Annotated in this window: 13 protein-coding genes; 6 read left to right on the top strand and 7 right to left on the bottom strand. The window is 71.3% G+C overall.

Annotated features, from left to right (window positions below):
• Positions 1-236: 236 nt before the first annotated feature.
• From AB0D48_RS33765 to AB0D48_RS33755, 3 genes are all read right to left on the bottom strand, one after another.
• Positions 237-1,949, bottom strand: coding sequence for a glycerol-3-phosphate dehydrogenase/oxidase (locus AB0D48_RS33765; protein WP_362405875.1), 1,713 nt, complete (start codon positions 1,947-1,949; stop codon positions 237-239).
• A 134-nt stretch (positions 1,950-2,083) separates the two neighbouring features.
• Positions 2,084-3,601 (bottom strand): glycerol kinase GlpK, encoded by a 1,518-nt coding sequence (gene glpK / locus AB0D48_RS33760; protein ID WP_362405872.1) that lies wholly within the window; start codon positions 3,599-3,601, stop codon positions 2,084-2,086.
• Between the two features lie 76 nt (positions 3,602-3,677).
• Positions 3,678-4,526, bottom strand: a complete 849-nt coding sequence (locus AB0D48_RS33755; RefSeq protein WP_362405869.1) for an MIP/aquaporin family protein — start codon at positions 4,524-4,526, stop codon at positions 3,678-3,680.
• Positions 4,527-4,813: 287 nt separating this feature from the next.
• Here AB0D48_RS33755 and dhaK point away from each other — a divergent pair, with 287 nt between their 5' ends.
• Positions 4,814-5,818 carry a dihydroxyacetone kinase subunit DhaK gene (dhaK, locus tag AB0D48_RS33750; protein ID WP_362405866.1) on the top strand — a complete coding sequence of 335 codons (1,005 nt, stop codon included), beginning with the start codon at positions 4,814-4,816 and terminating at the stop codon, positions 5,816-5,818.
• Positions 5,819-5,872: 54 nt separating this feature from the next.
• Here the strand turns inward: dhaK and AB0D48_RS33745 are convergent, their stop codons facing one another.
• From AB0D48_RS33745 to AB0D48_RS33730, 4 genes are all read right to left on the bottom strand, one after another.
• Positions 5,873-7,135 (bottom strand): extracellular solute-binding protein, encoded by a 1,263-nt coding sequence (locus tag AB0D48_RS33745; RefSeq protein ID WP_362405863.1) that lies wholly within the window; start codon positions 7,133-7,135, stop codon positions 5,873-5,875.
• A gap of 164 nt (positions 7,136-7,299) precedes the next feature.
• Complete coding sequence (locus AB0D48_RS33740) at positions 7,300-10,125, bottom strand: vWA domain-containing protein (protein WP_362405860.1); 2,826 nt, start codon at positions 10,123-10,125, stop codon at positions 7,300-7,302.
• A gap of 4 nt (positions 10,126-10,129) precedes the next feature.
• Positions 10,130-10,474 (bottom strand): hypothetical protein, encoded by a 345-nt coding sequence (locus AB0D48_RS33735; protein ID WP_362405857.1) that lies wholly within the window; start codon positions 10,472-10,474, stop codon positions 10,130-10,132.
• 119 nt (positions 10,475-10,593) lie between these two features.
• The gene (locus AB0D48_RS33730; protein ID WP_362405854.1) at positions 10,594-10,914 is read right to left on the bottom strand and encodes a bifunctional 3-phenylpropionate/cinnamic acid dioxygenase ferredoxin subunit; all 321 of its coding nucleotides are present in this window, start codon (positions 10,912-10,914) and stop codon (positions 10,594-10,596) included.
• 181 nt (positions 10,915-11,095) lie between these two features.
• Between AB0D48_RS33730 and AB0D48_RS33725 the strand changes: the two genes are divergently transcribed.
• The 5 genes from AB0D48_RS33725 to AB0D48_RS33705 all read left to right on the top strand — a co-directional run bounded on the left by AB0D48_RS33725 (position 11,096) and on the right by AB0D48_RS33705 (position 18,441).
• On the top strand, positions 11,096-11,914 hold the full coding sequence (locus AB0D48_RS33725; protein WP_362405851.1) for an IclR family transcriptional regulator: 819 nt from the start codon (positions 11,096-11,098) through the stop codon (positions 11,912-11,914).
• A 228-nt stretch (positions 11,915-12,142) separates the two neighbouring features.
• A complete protein-coding gene (locus AB0D48_RS33720; protein WP_362405848.1) occupies positions 12,143-14,587 on the top strand; it encodes an FAD-dependent oxidoreductase in 2,445 nt (814 codons plus the stop codon).
• 48 nt (positions 14,588-14,635) lie between these two features.
• Positions 14,636-15,835, top strand: a complete 1,200-nt coding sequence (gene solA / locus AB0D48_RS33715) for an N-methyl-L-tryptophan oxidase (protein ID WP_362405844.1) — start codon at positions 14,636-14,638, stop codon at positions 15,833-15,835.
• Between the two features lie 10 nt (positions 15,836-15,845).
• Positions 15,846-16,976, top strand: coding sequence for an aromatic ring-hydroxylating dioxygenase subunit alpha (locus AB0D48_RS33710; protein WP_362405841.1), 1,131 nt, complete (start codon positions 15,846-15,848; stop codon positions 16,974-16,976).
• Positions 16,969-18,441: an aldehyde dehydrogenase family protein gene (locus tag AB0D48_RS33705; RefSeq protein WP_362405838.1), complete on the top strand. Its 1,473-nt coding sequence runs from the start codon at positions 16,969-16,971 to the stop codon at positions 18,439-18,441. Before AB0D48_RS33710 ends, AB0D48_RS33705 begins: the two co-directional genes overlap by 8 nt.
• Positions 18,442-18,449 lie beyond the last annotated feature (8 nt).

Here is an 18,449-nt window from a genome sequence, read left to right as displayed (position 1 = left end):
ACCTCATTTCCTCCGGGGTTCCCCGGTGAGGGCGTACTTCAAATAAACCCTGCGAGCGGATGTGCGTCACGACACTCGAATACGTGGCTGGACATCCAGAACCGATCTTGGTAAAAGGCGGCGATGCGCCAGGACGGTGAGATCAGCACCGGGACGGGAACGGCCAGCCCGGGCTCACAGCGGACCGGAGCACGGGGGCTGCACGTGCTGGCCCATGCCCTGGACGGGGTGGAGTCTCAGCGCACCGGGATGATGTCGGGAGCGCCGAGCCGCACGGCGTCGGCGGTCTGGTCGTCCGGCTGCCGTTGGGCCTCGCGTTCAGCGGCCACCCGCTTCAGGTAGTGGTTGACCTCGCGGTCCTGGTGCGCCCGGTCCCATCCCAGATGGGGCGCCATCAGCTCCGCGACGGTCCGCGCCGCGTCCACGCCACGGTCCCAGGACTCGATCGAGATCCGGGTACGCCGGGCGAGCACGTCCTCCAGGTGGCGGGCTCCCTCATGGGTCACCGCGTAGACGGCCTCGACCCGCAGGTAGTCGTCGGAGCTCGGCAGCGGCGCGCCGAGCGAGGGGTCGGCCGCGACCAGGGCGAGCAGTTCGTGCACCAGGGAGCCGTAGCGGTTCAGGAGGTGCTCGATGCGGGCGACGTGCAGCCCGGAGCGCTCGGCGAGGTGGTGCCGGGAGTTCCACAGGGCCGGATAGCCGTCGGCGCCGAGCAGCGGAACGCGTTGCGTGACACAGTCGGGCACCTTCTCGTCCAGACCGCGGGCCGCCTCGTCGACCGCGTCCCTGGCCATGACCCGGTACGTCGTGTACTTGCCGCCGGCCACCACGACGAGCCCGGGGACCGGGTGTGCGACCAGGTGCTCCCGCGACAGTTTGCTGGTCTCCGCGGCCTCACCGGACAGGAGGGGACGCAGACCGGCGTAGACGCCCTCCACGTCCTCCGGAACGAGGGGCGTGGCCAGGACGCTGTTGACGTGTTCCAGCAGGTAGGTGACGTCCTTGGAGCTGAGGGCGGGATGAGCCTTGTCGAGTGTCCAGTCGGTGTCGGTGGTCCCGATGATCCAGTGTCGTCCCCAGGGGATGACGAACAGCACGCTCTTCTCGGTGCGGAGGATCAGCCCGGTGCGGGAGTTGATCCGGTCACGGGGGACGAGCAGGTGTACGCCCTTGGACGCGCGGACGTGGAACTGGCCGCGCGTGCCCGCCATGGCCTGGGTGTCGTCGGTCCACACACCGGTCGCGTTGATGACCTGTTTGGCCCGCACCTCCGTCTCGGCGCCGGTTTCCAGATCGGTGACGACGGCCCCCACCACCCGCTCGCCCTGCCGCAGGAAGCGGCTGACGCGGGTGCGGTTGGCGGCCAGCGCTCCATAGGCGACCGCCGTGCGGGTGAGGAACATGGTGTGCCGGGCGTCGTCCACCTGGGCGTCCCAGTACTGGATGGCGCCGACGAGGGCGTCGGAGCGCAGCGCGGGCGCCTCGTGCAGGGCTCGGCGCTTGAGCAGGTGGCGGTGGTGGGGCAGGCCGCTGGAGGTGCCGGAGGCAGCGGCCATGGTGTCGTACAGCAGTACGCCGGCGCCGACGTACGGACGCTCCCAGATCCGGTGCTGCAGGGGGTAGAGGAAGGGCACCGGACGCACCAGATGGGGTGCCAGGAGCCGGAGCAGGAGGCCGCGCTCCTTGAGGGCTTCGGCGACGAGCCGGAAGTCCAGCATCTCCAGGTAGCGCAGGCCGCCGTGGATGAGCTTGCTGGAGCGGCTGGACGTCCCCGAGGCCCAGTCCCGGGCTTCGACGAGGCCGACGCTCAGGCCCCGTGTGGCGGCGTCCAGGGCCGCCCCGGAGCCGACGACGCCACCACCGACGACGAGGACGTCGAGTTCACGCTCTCCCAGCCGGACGAGGGCCTGCGCGCGTGCCGCGGGCGAGAGGGCCACCGGGTCCGCCATGGTCTCCTCCTCGTGCTGTCGTGCGGGTACGGGCCGCGCACGCGACGGTGGCGGCCCGTGCGGTCACTCTCGACCCCTGGCCCCTGGCCCCTCGGCCCCTCGGCCCCTCGGCCCCTCGGCCCCTCGGCCGGAAGCTATTCGACCTTGGCCCAGTCGAGCGTGCGCTCCACCGCCTTCTTCCAGCCCGCGTACCCTTCCGCGCGCTGGTCCTCGGACCACTGGGGCTCCCAGCGCTTGGACTCCTGCCAGTGGGTGCGCAGCTCGTCCGTGTCCCGCCAGAAGCCGGTGGCCAGGCCGGCCGCGTAGGCGGCGCCGAGCGCGGTCGTCTCGGCGACGACCGGCCGGCTGACCGGTACGCCGAGGACGTCGGCCTGGATCTGCATGCACAGGTCGTTGGCCGTGACGCCGCCGTCGACCTTGAGCACGTCGAGGTGGACGCCGGAGTCCTGCTCCATCGCCTCCACCACGTCACGGCTCTGGTAGCAGATGGCTTCCAGGGTGGCGCGCGCCAGGTGGCCGTTGTCGTTGTACCGGGCGAGGCCGACGATCGCGCCGCGGGCGTCGGAGCGCCAGTACGGGGCGAACAGACCGGAGAAGGCGGGGACGAAGTAGATGCCGCCGTTGTCCTCGACGGTACGGGCCAGGCGTTCGCTCTCCCCGGCGTCACTGATGATCTTCAGCTGGTCGCGCAGCCATTGCACCGCGGAGCCGGTGACGGCGATGGAGCCCTCCAGTGCGTAGATCGCCGGGCTGTCGCCGAATTGGTACGCCACGGTGGTGAGGAGGCCGTGCTGGGACCGGACCAGTTCGGTGCCGGTGTTGAGCACCAGGAAGTTGCCGGTGCCGTACGTGTTCTTGGCTTCGCCCGGCGCGTAGCAGACCTGCCCGACGGTGGCTGCCTGCTGGTCGCCGAGCACACCGGTGATGGGGATGGCGGCCCGAAGCGGCCGGGACGTGCGGGTCTGTCCGAACGCCTCCGCGTGGGAGGACGGGTTGATGGTGGGCAGCATCGCCCGGGGAACGCCGAAGAAGCCCAGCAGTTCGTCGTCCCAGTCGAGGGTCTCCAGGTCCATCAGCATGGTGCGGCTGGCATTGGTCACGTCGGTGGCGTGGATGCCGCCGTCCGGGCCGCCGGTGAGGTTCCACAGCACCCAGCAGTCGGTGTTGCCGAAGAGGGCATGGCCCTGCTCGGCCGCCTCGCGGACTCCGTCGACGTTCTCCAGGATCCACTGGATCTTGCCGCCGGAGAAGTACGTGGCCGGCGGCAGCCCCGCCTTGCGGCGGATGACGTCGCCCTGGCCCGAGCGTTCCAGCGCTGCCGCGATGGAGTCGGTACGGGTGTCCTGCCAGACGATGGCGTTGTAGTACGGGCGGCCGTTGCGCGGGTCCCAGACGACGGTCGTCTCCCGCTGGTTGGTGATGCCGATGGCCGCCAGGTCCTCCGGCGAGAGACCTCCGTGCCGGAGCGCGTTCTGGATCACCGAGTTGGTGCGCTCCCAGATTTCCACCGGGTCGTGTTCGACCCACCCCGAGCGCGGGAGGATCTGCGCGTGCTCGAGCTGGTGCCTCGCCACCTCGTTGCCTGCATGGTCGAAGATCATGAAACGGGTGCTGGTGGTCCCCTGGTCCACCGCGCCGACGAAGTCCGCCATGGGATGCCGCCTCTCCTTGGGCTCTCCCCGGGGCGGCCGGATTCACGGCCGCCCCGGGAGCCGGTCAGCTCTCGTGTCAGCTCTCGTCCGGGGCCGGGACCCGTCCGGGGGGCTCCGGCTCGGCGGTCGGCAGGAACCGGCCGATGAAGAACTTGTACAGGCCCGCTCCCAGCAGGCCCCCGACCAGCGGACCGACGATCGGCACCCAGAAGTAGAAGTGCCCGTACTGATCTCGCCACGCTCCGCCGTACCCGGTGAGGAAGCTGGCCAGCCGGGGACCGAAGTCGCGGGCCGGATTGATCGCGTAACCCGCGTTGGTGCCCCACGCCATACCGATGGCCACGACGATCAGGCCGACGATGAACGGCGCCAGGTTGGCGCCGGGGGGCGTGTTGAGCAGGTCCGTGACCGCCAGGATCAGCAGCAGCAGGATCGCGGTGCCGATGACCTGGTCGCGGAGCGCGCCCCATTCGGTGACCGGCAGGTTCGTATTGCCGTTGGCGGGCAGTGTGGAGAAGACGCCTTGCGTCTTGATCGTGTGGGTGGGGTCCGCCTTCGCCAGCGCCTCGGTGTAGTTCCACCGGACGATCAGGGCCGCCACGAAGGCCCCGGCCGTCTGGGCCAGCGCGTAGGGGGCCACTCTGCTCCACGGGAAGCCCTTGAACGCCGCCAGCGCGACGGTCACCGCGGGATTGAGGTGAGCACCGCTCAGCCTCGCCGCGACGTAGACGCCCAGAGTGACGCCGAGGCCCCAGGCCCAGGCGATGCTGTCGTGGTTTCCCAGGCCGCCCGCCGGGTCCGTGAGGGCCCCGCCGGCGACTACCTGAGCCACCACGCCGCACCCGAAGAGGATGAGGATCATGGTGCCGGCGAATTCTGCTGAAAGCTCGCCGACCAGCCCGGATTTCTTGAGCCGCTCAGCCATGGGTGCCCGCTTCCCGCCGGCCCGAGGACCGGCCGTCGACTGCCCCGAGTTCTCCAGGAATCATCGTAAGACCGACCGGTCGAACGCGCGCGAGGCGGCTCGGCCTCCGATGCGGTCGCGAGGCATCCGTCGCGCATGTGCACGGCGTGACGGCACACTGTTAACACGGCGTGCGATCGTTCATATGGCGTGCGATCGCGAATGCGCCCGCCTGTCACCGGCGCTGCCTGAGCTCCGTAAGGCACCTGGTCAGAGGCTCATCCGCCGGTTCCACCCGGGAGGTAGGCATGAGGATGCTGATCAACAGTCCGGAGACCGTGGTCGCCGACGCCCTGCGGGGCCTGGCGGCCGCCCATCCCGAGCTCGACGTCGACGTGGAGCGGCGGGTCGTCGTACGGCGGGACGCGCGCGAGGGCGGCCGGGTCGGACTGGTGTCCGGCGGCGGCTCCGGGCACGAACCGCTGCACGCGGGCTTCGTCGGCCCCGGCATGCTCTCGGCGGCCTGCCCCGGGGAGGTGTTCACCTCGCCGGTGCCCGATCAGATGCTGCGGGCGGCCGGCGCCGTGAACTCCGGGCAGGGCGTGCTGTTCGTCGTCAAGAACTACACCGGGGACGTACTGAACTTCCAGATGGCCGCCGAACTCGCCCAGGAGGACGGCGTCCAGGTCGAGAGCGTGCTGGTCAACGACGACGTCGCGGTCACCGACAGCCTCTACACGGCCGGACGGCGCGGCACGGGCGCCACCCTCTTCGTCGAGAAGATCGCCGGGGCCGCCGCCGAGGAAGGCGCGCCGCTGGAGCAGGTCGCGGCGACCGCGCGGCGCGTCAACGCGTCCTCGCGGAGCTTCGGCGTGGCGCTCAGCGCCTGCACCACGCCCGCCAAGGGCAGCCCCACCTTCGACCTGCCCGACGGTGACCTGGAACTGGGGATCGGGATCCACGGCGAGCCCGGCCGGGAGCGGCGCGCCATGATGCCCTCCCGGGAGATCGCCGAGACCGCGGTGGGCGCCGTACTGGAGGACCTGGCCGAGGTGGGGCCTGCCGACGGGCCGGTGCTGGCCCTGGTCAACGGGATGGGCGCCACACCCCTGCTGGAGCTCTACGGGTTCCACGCCGAAGTCGCACGGGTGCTGGACGCACGGGGCGTACCGGTCGCCCGGACGCTGGTCGGCAACTACGTCACCTCCCTCGACATGGCCGGCTGCTCGGTGACCCTGTGCCGGGCCGACGAAGAGCTGCTACGCCTGTGGGACGCACCCGTGCAGACGGCCGCGCTGCGCTGGGGCCGCTGACATCACCTGGCCGACGCCATCCGACGACGGCCCGAGGCAAGGGTCGGGCCGTCGTCAGGTGTGGGGCAGCGCGCCCTTCAGCTTCGCGTGCAGATCCTTGGCGAGCCTCGCGTCCGAGGGTGGTTTGTCGGCGTAGAGGCGGCGCAGTTCGGTGGTGAAGGTCTGGGTGAACGCACCGTACAGAGGGGTGCGGGGGCGTTGGACGGCGTTCTGCAGTGCGGGCAGCAGGGTGTCGCGCGCGTACTTCGGCCGGCCTTGATCGTCCCTCGGCATGCGGTCGGTGCTCTCGGCGGACGGAGTGGCCGGGCCGGGGGCCTTGGCCGCGCGGCACGCCAGGCCGTCTTCGTTGTAGGCGGACAGCCTGGTGGCCGCGAACCCCGCGTCGAGCAGGCAGCGTTCGCTCTCCTGACTGGTGAGGAACTTGATCAGCGCCTTGGCCGCGTCCCCGCGCTTCGATGCCGTGGTCACGGCCAGGTTCTGGCCTCCCAGAACCGCCTTGCCGGGCAGCGGGGCCACCCCCAGCTGCTGGTCGGTCAGGGACTGGTACAGGGTGCGGTAGGCGTACGGCCAGTGGCGGAGGAAGGCGGTTCGGCCGTCGGCGAAGTCCCCCAGGGACTCGGCCTCGTCGGAGCGGCCGGCATCCGGCAGGGTGTAGGGGGCCTTGGTCCGGTCGCGCAGTTCCTCCAGCCCCGCCTTCAGGTCCTGCGCGGAACCGGTGTACCGCCCGGCGCCGTCGGTGAGGCGGAGGCCGTCGACGGCGGAGGCGAACGCCTCGATGCCGTTGACCGTGAGGCCCTCGTACGGCGCGAGCTGGGTGGTCCACCCCTTCTCGTAGCCGTCCCGCGTGCTGCGGCCGGCGTCGCTCACGTTGCCGATGAGCCGCTGGACCGTGGACCACTCGGTGTCCTTGCCGAGTTCGGTGTCCGTGACGCCCGCGTTCTTCAGGTAGTCGCGGCGGTAGAAGAGCAGCCCGACATCGCTGTTGAACGGAACGGCGTACAGCTTCCCGTCCCAGCCGGCCGTGGCGGCGACGGAGGGGATGACGTCCGCGTCCACCAGCTCGTCGGGGAGCTGCTGGACCAGGCCCGCGTCCGCGAACTCGGGTATCCAGGTCACGTCGAGATTGACCACGTCGTACTCCGCACTGCCGGACTGGAGCGCGCCCAGCAATTGGCTGCGCTGCTGGTCCGCGGAACCCGGCAGCTCGACCAGGCGGGCCCGGAAGCTGGAGCCCTTCTCCTCCTGCTGGCTGTTCCACTGCTCGATCAGCTTCTGCCGGATGCCGCCCTTGCCGGTGACGTCACGTCCGCTGGCCACCACGATGGTGCCCTCCGCGGCACCGGCGTCAGCCGGCTGGGCTGCGACCTCGGAGCCGCCGCGACCGCTCCCGCTGCATGCTCCCAGCGTGAGGAGCGCCGTGAGGACCGCGGCGAGGGCCCGGGGGCACCGGCCGGACGGACCACCCCGTCTGCTGCCGGGCGTCATCCCCCGCCCCCTGTTCCCACTCGGGCGACCTCGTCGCGCAGTCCGGCCACCAGATCGGTCCTGGTGTCCAGGCAGCGCCCGCCGCTCGCCTCGGAAATGACCGCGTCCGGCTTGCCCTTGTCGCAGCCGCCGCTGTCCAGGGATGCCATGACCACCGGAACCTTCCTGTCCCGCGCGTACGCGCGCAAGCCGTCGAGCCGTCCACTCTCGACCAGCCGGTTGTTGTCCTCGTCGTCGGTGATGTAGACGATCAGCTGCGGTCGTTCGTCGTCGGCGCCGCGTCCGGACATGTCCTCCAGGGCCGCGACCAGGGCCCGGTACGGATCAGCCTCCACGTCCTTGATCTGGGCCCGTTGGTCGATGGCGCGCTCGGCGTCCTCGCGCCGGTACCGGCCGAAGGGCAGCAGCTCCTGGTGCGCGAGCGGGGCGCCGGGCGCGGCCGCGACGGCCCAGACGCCGTACTCGTCCCGGTCCCCCAGGCCACCGAGCGACTGCTTGACGATGCCGGGCGCGCCGCCGGGCCCCTCCCACAAGTCGCCCATCGAGCCGGAACTGTCGAGGAGGAACAGCACCCGTCCGGGGCCGTTGGCCTCCCGGTACTCCTTCAGTGCCGTGGCCATGGCGGCCTGGCGGGCGGGGGCGGGAAGGGTGCCGGGGCTGCCGAGGGCGCCGAAATCACTGAAGGTGAGGTCGGGGGCGAGGGGCCGGTGTTCCACTGCGCTGCGGAAGCCGTCCTTGCCGAACTCGACGAGCCCGCCCCGGGCCTCCTCCCCGGCCTGCCCGTTGCCACCGCCCGCCGTGGGCTGACCGGCACCGGTCAGCCAGGCGCGGAACCGCTTGACCGCGTCCTGCCGCGCGGCCGTATCGCGGCCGGCCTCCTTCCAGCGCACCTGTACGAACGTCGGGTCCAGGCCCGGCGCGTCATCGGGGTAGAAGGCCATCCGCCGGGCCCGCGTCGTGCTGTCGCAGTCCACTCCGGACTTCATCAGGAACTCCGGCACGAGGGCCGCGGTGCGGTCGTCCACGGATTCGTCGTCGGGCAGCACGCACAGCAGGTTGCCGCTGGTGGGCGAGGGCGGTCCGGGCTGCGCGACGCGGTCTTCGGCAGCGGCCGCGTTCGTCCCTCCCACACCTCCGTCACCTCCCGCACCTCCCACCCCGTGCAAGCCGACGGTCGCCACCAGGCCCGAGTCCGTGTGCTCCGGGTCCGGACGCCGTACTTCCGCCTTCGAGTCACGCGTGCGCAGTGCGTCCATCAGCGTCGTGAGGCCGCCGGTCCGGCCGGCGAGCCCCACAGCCGCGAGCTGCTGCGGCACGGCGAGCACGACGGGCGAGTAGGCGAACGGGGCCGGGTCGACGAGCAGTTCCGCGTAGCTGCGCTGCTCCTGCGGCGGGCGGGCACGGTTGGCGCTCGCCGAGGTCGCGGGAATCCAGATGTCCGGCTGGGGGCCGATGTCGCGCTGCGGATTGACCGCCTCCGACGTGGGCCGCTGCCACGGGTCGGACTGGTCGTGGAACGCGGCGACGACGTTCGCGGCGCCGGCGCTGTACACGGTGATGCCACTGCGCCGGCAGCCGTCACCGGTCCGGTTCGCGTCCGAGACCAGGAACACCTCCGTCGCCTTGCGGACGGTGGACTCGATGTCGGGGTCGGTGAGCAGCCGGAGTTCGAGCGGTGGCTTGCAGGGCAGCCCGCTGCCGAGGTGGTACCCGTCGAGGAGGGACCCGGCGGGGACGAGACCCCCGAGCACGATGAGCGCGCCGGCGGTGACCGCGACCGAACGGGTCCTGCCGCCCGGCCGTCGACGGGCGGTCCGGCTCGGATCGCCGGCCGGACGCGGGCGGCGTCTTGCGGGAAACGGCCACAACGAACGGCGGTCCCGCGGGGGCACGGCTGTCTTGGTTGTCCCTGCCGACTCTGTTGTCTCTGGTGCCTCTGGTGTCTCTGGTGCCTCTGTTCCCTCTGCTGTCCCTGATAACTCTGTCCCGGCTTCAGCGGTCAACTCTGTCCCGGCTTCAGCGCCGGGGACCTGCGGGCCGCCGATCCCGGGGTCCGCCGCGAGCAGCACGTCCGTGCCCGAACCGGCCGGGCGGCTCTGCGGCTCCCACTTCTCGGCGGGCTCGCGCAGCGTCGTGTGATGCGCCGACATGTACGCCCACAACCGCTCCGCCAGCTCCTTGAACCCCACGGGAGCCACAGGAGCGCCGTGTGCGTCGACACGCAGCAGGCGTATCAGCTCCGCGGTGAAGGGTGTCGGGGTGGCGTCGTCCCCGGCGTCGATCCGGTTGTTGGCCTGCACGCTCATCAACAGCGAGATCCGGTGCCTCTGGAAGGTGTCGAGCGCGTCCCAGGCCGCCGAAGCGTTGCCCGCGTAGCAGCAGTCGAGCACGACGACCACGTGTTCCGCCCTGGTGCGGGTCAGCACGGTCAGGACGCTCTTCCAGGGAACGGCACCCCGGAACACCGACTCCGTACCCGCCACGATCGTCGCCGCGCGCATCAGGAGCCACAGTTCGTCACCTGTGCTGGGCACGGCGCCGTGCCCGGAGAAATAGAGCAGGAGAAGGCCCTCGGCCTCGTCGACGGCGTCGTCCAGACGACGGTCGAATTCGTCCACGTTGCGCGGCCGGAAGACTCCGATCTCGTCCTCGCCGAACACCCCGCCCTCGCGCAGCGCAGCCGCGAGGCCGACGAGATTGTGCTCGACCGCCTCAAGGTTGCCGGGCACCCCGAAGGGATGGCCGGGCTGCGTGAACTCGTACGCGGGCACGCCGACGAGCAGCGCCCGGTTCACCCTCCCGCGCGGGTCGAAGCGCGCCATCGGGCTACCTCGCGTCGCCGTCCGGCACGACCTCGACCTCCGGGGGCTCGCCCCGCTCCACGGCGCGGCGGTTCTCCCGCCAGGCCCGTACGCCGCTCTTCGCCTGTGCGTACACCTCGTCGAAGAGCGTGGGGCCGACGACTCCTACCAGGACCAGCAGGATCTCCAGCCCGGCCCCCATCGGGCTGCCGGCGTGCTCCTCGGCCCCGGCACGCTCCCTGATCTCCAGGTCGCCGCTGCTCCTGAGCGCCTCCAGCCTGTGTTCCCGTTCGAGCCACGCCTTCAGGGCTCCGACATCGCTCGCGCTCGCACCCTGCCCCAGACGAATGCGGACAGCCGTATTCGGCAAACCTTCCCCCACGGTCATAACTCAGAATCATGGCACGTGAGTTGGGGGCGTGGGGAGACATCGGACCAGCACAGGTCAGCGCCCGCGTGCGCCGGAGCGTCCCGACAGGTGGCGGAGACTCATGCGGCGGTGTCATCCCGTGCGGCCGGGCGCACGTGGATGACTCCGTCCGCGACGACGACTTCGTGGGTGCGGACGGGACGCCGGGCGGGCGGACGGGTCGGCTGCCCGGTACGGAGATCGAACGCGGCGGCGTGGAGCGGGCATTCGACCTGACAGCCTTCGAACCAGCCCTCGGAGAGTGAGGCGTCCTGATGGCTGCAGGTGTCGTCGATGGCGTAGAGCTCGCCGTCGGCGTTGAACACCGCGATGGGCGGTGTGGTGTCGATACGCACGGATTCGCCCGCAGGAAGGTCTTCAAGGCGGCAGACGGGAATCACGGGCCCCCCTCGGTCCAGGACTCTCGTCCGGACCCTTCGGTAGCATGCGGTTGCGTATGGCGCATGATGGATCGCGATCCGCAACAGAATCCGGTCGGGTTGCCCATCGCGTCAAGGGCTTCCCGAGGATGTGTTCCCGGACCGCGTTTTCAACGGACCACAGAACGCTGAGAGTTGAGCTATGACCGGCGAACAGGCAGTGGCTGCACAGAACGAGGAAGCACAGGCCCGCGCGCCCAAGGGAGCGGCAGGGGCCATCCAGTCCGTGGACCGGGCCGTGAGCGTGCTGGAGATCCTCGCCCGGCGCGGCGAGGCCGGCGTCACCGACATCGCCGACGAGCTGGAGGTGCACAAGTCCACGGCGTTCCGGCTGCTCGGCGTGCTGGAGAACCGGGGCCTGGTCTCGCAGGCACAGGACCGCGGCAAGTACTTCCTCGGCGCGGGCATCCTGCGCCTGGCCGGAGCGGCGGCCGTACGCCTGGACATCTCCCAGGAGGGCGCGCCGGTGTGCCGGGAACTCGCCGACGAGCTGGGCGAGACGGTGAACATCGCGGTCCTGGACGACGATGCCGCCGTCAACATCATGCAGGCGCGCGGCCCCGCCTCGGTCACCGCGCAGAACTGGCTGGGCCGGCGCACGCCCCTGCACGCCACCTCCAGCGGCAAGGTGCTCCTGGCCCACCTGCCGGCGACGCTGCGCGAAGGACTCCTCGCCCGGGCGCTGACGCGGTTCACGGAGCACACCGTGACCAGCGCCGGCATGCTGCGGGCCGAGCTGGACGCGGCGTACGCGCAGGGCTTCGCGATCGTCGCGGAGGAGCTGGAGCTGGGCCTGAACGCGGTCGCCGCGCCTGTGCGCGCGCACGACGGCAGGGTGCTCGGCGCGCTCAGCGTCTCGGGCCCGGCCTACCGACTCGAACGGGACCGACTGCCGGAGCTCGCCGCGCGGACGGTCGTCGCGGCCGACGAGCTGTCACGACGGATGGGCTACAGCTTCTGAGCCATTCCGAGGAGCTGAACCGCACGCGACGCGGGGCCGGGGTGACCCGGTCCCGCGTCGTCGTAAGCGGGGAGGACGCACTCGGGGCCCGCCCCCAGAGCGTGCCGTTCGGCCGCCCGGATTTACCGGCCGCCAACACCGAACCCTTGACGGCGAGTTGTCGCGGTTCTCACTATGTTCCCCATCGCGCAACACATCGTGCACTCCGCAACAGCCGAGGAGCCCTACGTGCCGCACGCGCCCGCACCGTGTCCCCGTGTCGTGGTCATCGGCGCCGGCATCGTCGGCTGCTCGCTCGCCGACGAGCTGACCGCCCGCGGCTGGACCGATGTCACGGTCCTCGAACAGGGCCCGCTCCCCGCCCCCGGCGGTTCCAGCTCCCACGCCCCGGGGCTCGTCTTCCAGACCAACCCGTCGAAGACGCTCAGCGCGTTCGCCGCTTACACCGTCGAGAAGTTCAGCGGACTCGAAGCCGACGGGCTGCCCTGCTTCAACCCGGTGGGCGGCCTGGAACTGGCGATCACGCAGGAGCGTCTGGCCGACCTCCACCGCCGGGCCGGTTACGCGGCCTCCTGGGGCATCCGCGGCGAACTGATCTCCGCCGACCGCTGCAAGGAGCTGTGGCCGCTGCTCGACGCGAGCAAGGTCCTCGGCGGGTTCTTCACCCCGGACGACGGCCTCGCCCGCGCCGTCCCCGCCTGTCGGGCCCAGAGGGAGCGCGCCGAGGTCCGCGGCGCCCGCTTCCTGGAGCGGCATACCGTCACCGGCATCGAGAAGCAGGACGGCCGGGTGACGGGTGTCGTCACCGACCGGGGCGTCTTCCCCGCCGACCACGTCGTGTCGGCGGCCGGCTTCTGGGGTCCGGTCGTCGGCCGGATGGCGGGCGTCGACGTGCCGCTGCTGCCGCTGGCCCACCAGTACGCGAGGACCCGGTCCCTGCCGGAGCTCGCGGGGCTCAACGACCCGCGTACCGAGGCGTCCCGGCCGATCCTGCGGTTCCAGGACCGCGACCTGTACGTCCGCGAGCACATCGACAGGCTCGGCATCGGCAGCTACGCCCACCGGCCGCTGCCCGTCGACCCGTTCACCGTCCCGGCCTACGACGAGGCGCCGGTGATGCCATCCTCCTGCGCCTTCACCCCGGAGGACTTCGCGCCGAGCTGGCGGGACTGCCAGGAGCTGCTGCCCGCGCTCGCGGGGAGCGAGGTCGAGGAGGGGTTCAACGGCGTCTTCTCCTTCACGCCGGACGGAATGCCCCTGCTCGGCGAGTCCCGCGCCCTGCGCGGATTCTGGCTCGCCGAGGCCGTCTGGGTCACCCACTCGGCAGGAGTGGCCAGGGCCGTCGCGGAGTGGATGGTCGAGGGCCGGCCGCGGATCGACGTCCACGAGTGCGACCTCACCCGCTTCGAGGACTCCCAGCACTCCCCCGCGTACGTCGCCGATCGCGGCGCGCAGCAGTTCGTCGAGGTCTACGACGTCCTGCACCCGTTGCAGCCCATGGAGCAGCCGCGCCCCCTGCGGGTGAGCCCCTTCCATGCCCGCCAGCAGGAGCTCGGGGCGCACTTCCTGGAGGGCGGCGGCTGGGAGCGACCGCACTGGTACGAGGCGAACGCCCCGCTCGCCGAGGGCATCGACCTGCCCGGGCGGGACGCCTGGTCGGCCCGCTACTGGTCGCCGATCGCCGCCGCCGAGGCACGGGCGACCCGCGAGAAGGTCGCCCTGTACGACATGACCCCGCTGCGCAGGCTGGAGGTCACCGGCCGCGGCGCCCTGGCCTTCCTCCAGCGGATGACGACCAACGACCTCGCCAAGAAGCCGGGCGCGGTGACCTACACCCTGCTGCTCGACGAGACCGGTGGCATCCGCTCGGACCTCACCGTGGCCCGCCTCGCCACCGACCGCTTCCAGATCGGCGCCAACAGCCGCGCGGACGAGGACTGGCTGCTGCGCCACGCCCCGGACGACGTACAGCTACGTGACATCACCTCCGGCACCTGCTGCATCGGCGTGTGGGGCCCTCTCGCCCGCGCGCTGGTGCAGCCGCTGACCCGGGACGACTTCTCCCACCAGGGCTTCGGCTACTTCCGCGCCAAACAGACCTACCTCGGCCACGTGCCGGTGACGGCGATGCGGCTCAGTTACGTCGGCGAGCTCGGCTGGGAGCTGTACACCAGCGCCGACCTCGGGCTGCGGCTCTGGGACACGCTCTGGGAGGCCGGACGGGAACACGGCGTGATCGCGGCCGGCCGATCCGCCTTCAACAGCCTGCGCCTGGAGAAGGGTTACCGCTCGTGGGGCCACGACATGACCTGCGAGCACACCCCCTACGAGGCCGGGCTCGGTTTCGCCGTACGGATGGACAAGGGCGACTTCGTCGGACGGGCCGCCCTCGAGAAGGCGGGCGATCCGCGGCGCAGGCTCACCGCGCTGCTGCTCGACGACCCGGCGGCCGTCGTCCTCGGCAAGGAACCGGTGTTCGTAGGCGGTCTGCCGGCGGGGTACGTGACCAGCGCCTCCTACGGCTACACGCTGGGCCGCTGCATCGCGTACGCGTGGCTGCCCCCGCTCACCGCCGGCACCCCCGTGCACGTCGAGTACTTCGGCGAGAAGGTCCCGGCGGCCGTCGCCGACGAGCCGGTGTTCGACCCCGGTATGAGCCGCATCCGCCGTTAGGCGCAACGTTGACGACAGGTTCCAGGGAGCGCCCGAGGAGGACCCCACGTGTCACCCACTCATGACGTGATCGTCGTCGGCCTGGGCGGAATGGGCAGTGCCGCCGCCCACCACCTGTCCGCGCGCGGCGCGCGCGTGCTCGGTCTGGAGAAGTTCGGCCCGGTCCACAACCGCGGCTCGAGCCACGGCGGTTCGCGCATCACGCGGCAGTCGTACTTCGAGGACCCCGCGTACGTGCCGCTGCTGCTGCGCTCCTACGAGCTGTACGAGGCCCTGGAGCGCGACACCGGCCGCGACATCGCGACGCTGTGCGGCGGTGTGATGGTCGGCCGCCCCGATTCCCGTACGGTGTCCGGTTCGCTGCTCTCGGCCCGGCAGTGGGACCTGCCGCACGAGATGCTCGACGCGAAGGAGATCCGCCGCCGCTTCCCCACCTTCACTCCCGCCGAGGACGAGGTGGCGCTGTTCGAGGCGCGGGCCGGGCTCCTCCGCCCGGAGAACACGGTGGCGGCCCACCTCCAGCTCGCCACGCGGTCGGGAGCGGACCTGCACTTCGAGGAGCCGATGCTGCGCTGGGAACCGTACCGCGACGGAGTACGGGTCCACACCGCCGAGGACACCTACACGGCGGGCCGGTTGGTGATCTGCCCGGGTGCGTGGGCGCCGCAGCTGCTCACCGACCTGGGCGTGCCGTTCACCATCGAGCGACAGGTCATGTACTGGTTCCAGCCGCACGGCGGCACCGGCCCGTTCCTCCCCGAGAACCATCCGATCTACATCTGGGAGGACGCGAACGACGTCCAGTTCTACGGCTTCCCCTCGATCGACGGGCCCGGTCTCGGCGCGAAGGTGGCGTTCTTCCGCAGGGGCACCGTGTGCACGCCGGAAACCATCGACCGGGTCGTGCACGAGGACGAGGTCGCGGCGATGGCGGGGCAGCTCTCCCGGCACATCCCCTCCCTGCCCGGCCGGTTCCTGAAGGCCGCCACCTGCATGTACTCCAACACCCCCGACGAGCACTTCGTGATCGCGCGCCATCCCGAGCACCCCGACTCGGTGACCGTGGCCTGCGGGTTCTCCGGCCACGGCTTCAAGTTCGTGCCCGTCGTCGGCGAGATCGTCGCCGACCTGGCGCTGAACGGCTCCACCGAGCACCCCATCGAGCTCTTCGACCCGCGCCGGCTGTCCGCGGCGACCGCGCCCCCGACGGCGCCCTCGACCGCGACCGCGCCCGCGCCTTCCGCCTGAGGAGTCCGCCTTGACGGCAACCGACCTGCCGCCCAGCCTGATCGCCACGCTCCCCGGCCACTTCTACACCGACCCGGAGGTCTTCCGGCAGGAGCAGGAGCGGCTCTTCGAATCGATGTGGTTCTGCGCCGTGCGCGGCTCGGACCTCGAAGGGCCCGGTGCGTTCCGTACCGTGCAGGTCGGCCGCGAGAGCGTGATCGTGACCCGCAATCGCGCCGGCGAGCTGCGTGCCTTCCTCAACATCTGCCGGCACCGCGGCGCCCGGCTGTGCACCGAGGAGTCCGGCGCGGTGCGGCGTGCGCTCCAATGTCCGTACCACGCCTGGACGTACGACCTGGACGGCAAGCTGATCGCCGCCCCCCACCTGGTGAAGATGCCCGACATCGACCGCACCACCTACGGCCTGGTGACGGTGCACCTGCGCGAATGGCTCGGCTACGCGTGGGTGTGCCTGGCCGACGGGCCGCCGTCCTTCGAGGAGACCGTGATCGGCGCGGCCGTGGAGCGGCTCGGCGACGCGGCGTCCATAGAGCGGTACGGCACGGAGCGTCTGGCGCTCGGCCGGCGGATCTCGTACGACGTGAAGGCGAACTGGAAGCTGATCGTCGAAAATTTCATGGAGTGCTACCACTGCGCGACGATCCATCCCGAACTCACCGATGTGCTCCCTGAGTTCGCCGACGGCTTCGCGGCGCAGTACTACGTGGGGCACGGCGCGGAGTTCGCCGAGGAGGCCAAGGGCTTCACCGTCGACGGCAGCGAGGGGTTCGGCAAGCTGCCCGAGGTGACCGAGGAGCAGGACCGTCGCTACTACGCCATCACGGTCAAGCCGACCGTGTTCATCAACCTCGTCCCCGACCATGTGATCCTGCACCGGATGTTCCCGCTGGCCGCCGACCGCACGGTCGTCGAGTGCGACTGGCTGTACGCGCCGGAGGTCGTCGCGTCGGGCCTGGACGTCTCGAAGTCCGTCGAGCTGTTCCACCGGGTCAACGTCCAGGACTTCGACGCCTGCGAGCGCACCCAGCCCGCGATGGCCTCCCGCGCCTATCGCGCGGGCGGTGTGCTGGTGCCGTCCGAGCACCACATCGGGATCTTCCACGCCTGGCTGAACGAGAAGCTCGGAGGCACCGGTGCCTGATCTGTTCATCGGTGGCGCGTGGACCGCTGCCCGCGGCGGGCGCACCCGGGAGATCCGCTGTCCCGCCGACGGCACCCTCGTCGCGGAGGTCGACGAGGGGGGCGGCAGGGACACGTCCGACGCGATCACCGCCGCCCGCCGGGCGTTCGACGAGGGCCCCTGGCCGCACACCTCCGCCGCCGGGCGCGGCGACCTGCTGCTGCGCGTCGCCGGGCTGATCGCCCGCGACAAGGACGCGCTGGCCCGCGCCGAGTCACTGGACACCGGCAAGCGGCTGGTGGAGAGCGCGTACGACATCGACGACGTCGTGAACTGCTTCCGCTACTTCGGGCGGCTCGCCCCCGCCGAGACGGGCCGGGTGATCGACACGGGCACGCCGAGCGCCGACAGCCGGGTGGTGCACGAGCCGGCCGGGGTCTGCGGGCTGATCACACCGTGGAACTATCCGCTGCTCCAGACGGCCTGGAAGGTCGCACCGGCCCTCGCCGCGGGCAACACGTTCGTCCTGAAGCCGAGCGAGCTCACCCCGCACACCGCGATCCACCTGATGCGTCTGCTCGCCGAGGCGGGGCTGCCCGACGGTGTCGCCAACCTCGTGCTCGGCGCGGGCCCCGAGGCGGGGGCGCCGCTCGCCGACCACCCCGATGTCGACCTGCTCTCCTTCACCGGTGGTCTGCGGACCGGCCGCCGGCTGATGGCGGCGGCCGCCGGGACGGTGAAGAGGGTCGCGCTCGAGCTGGGCGGCAAGAACCCCAACATCGTCTTCGCGGACGCCGATTTCGACACGGCGGTGGACATGGCGCTGACGGCGGTGTTCCTGCATTCGGGACAGGTCTGCTCCGCGGGGGCGCGGCTGCTCGTCGAGGATGCGCTGCACGACCGGTTCGTCGACGAGATCGTGCGCAGGGCCATGGGGATCCGCCTGGGCGGTCCCTTCGACGAGCGGGCGCAGACCGGGCCGCTGATCTCGGCCGCCCATCGCGCGAGGGTCGAGGCGTACGTCGTGCGGGGCGTCACCGAGGGCGCGGTACTGCGCTGCGGCGGTGCCCGGCCCGAAGGGCCCGCGTACGACCGGGGTTTCTACTACCTGCCGACCGTCCTCGACGAGTGTCACGCGAGCATGTCGGTGGTACGGGAGGAGTCCTTCGGCCCGGTCCTGACGGTGGAGCGGTTCCGCGACGGCGACGAGGACGGGGCCGTGCGGCTCGCGAACGACACGGTCTACGGTCTCGCGGGCGCGGTGTGGACGGGCGACGAGGGCCGGGCGCGGCGCATCGCGGGACGGCTGCGGCTGGGCACCGTATGGATCAACGACTACCACCCCTATCTGCCGCAGGCGGAGTGGGGAGGGTTCAAACAGTCCGGTACGGGCCGGGAGCTCGGGCCGGCCGGTCTCGCGGAGTACCGCGAGACGAAGCACATCTGGCGCAACACCGCACCGCAGCCGCATGGCTGGTTCGCCTGACACATCGC

This window comes from Streptomyces sp. NPDC048269 (assembly GCF_040652395.1).
Classification (GTDB): domain Bacteria; phylum Actinomycetota; class Actinomycetes; order Streptomycetales; family Streptomycetaceae; genus Streptomyces.
The sequence above is the reverse complement of the archived record's forward strand: the minus strand, read 5'-3'. Positions and strand labels throughout refer to the sequence as shown.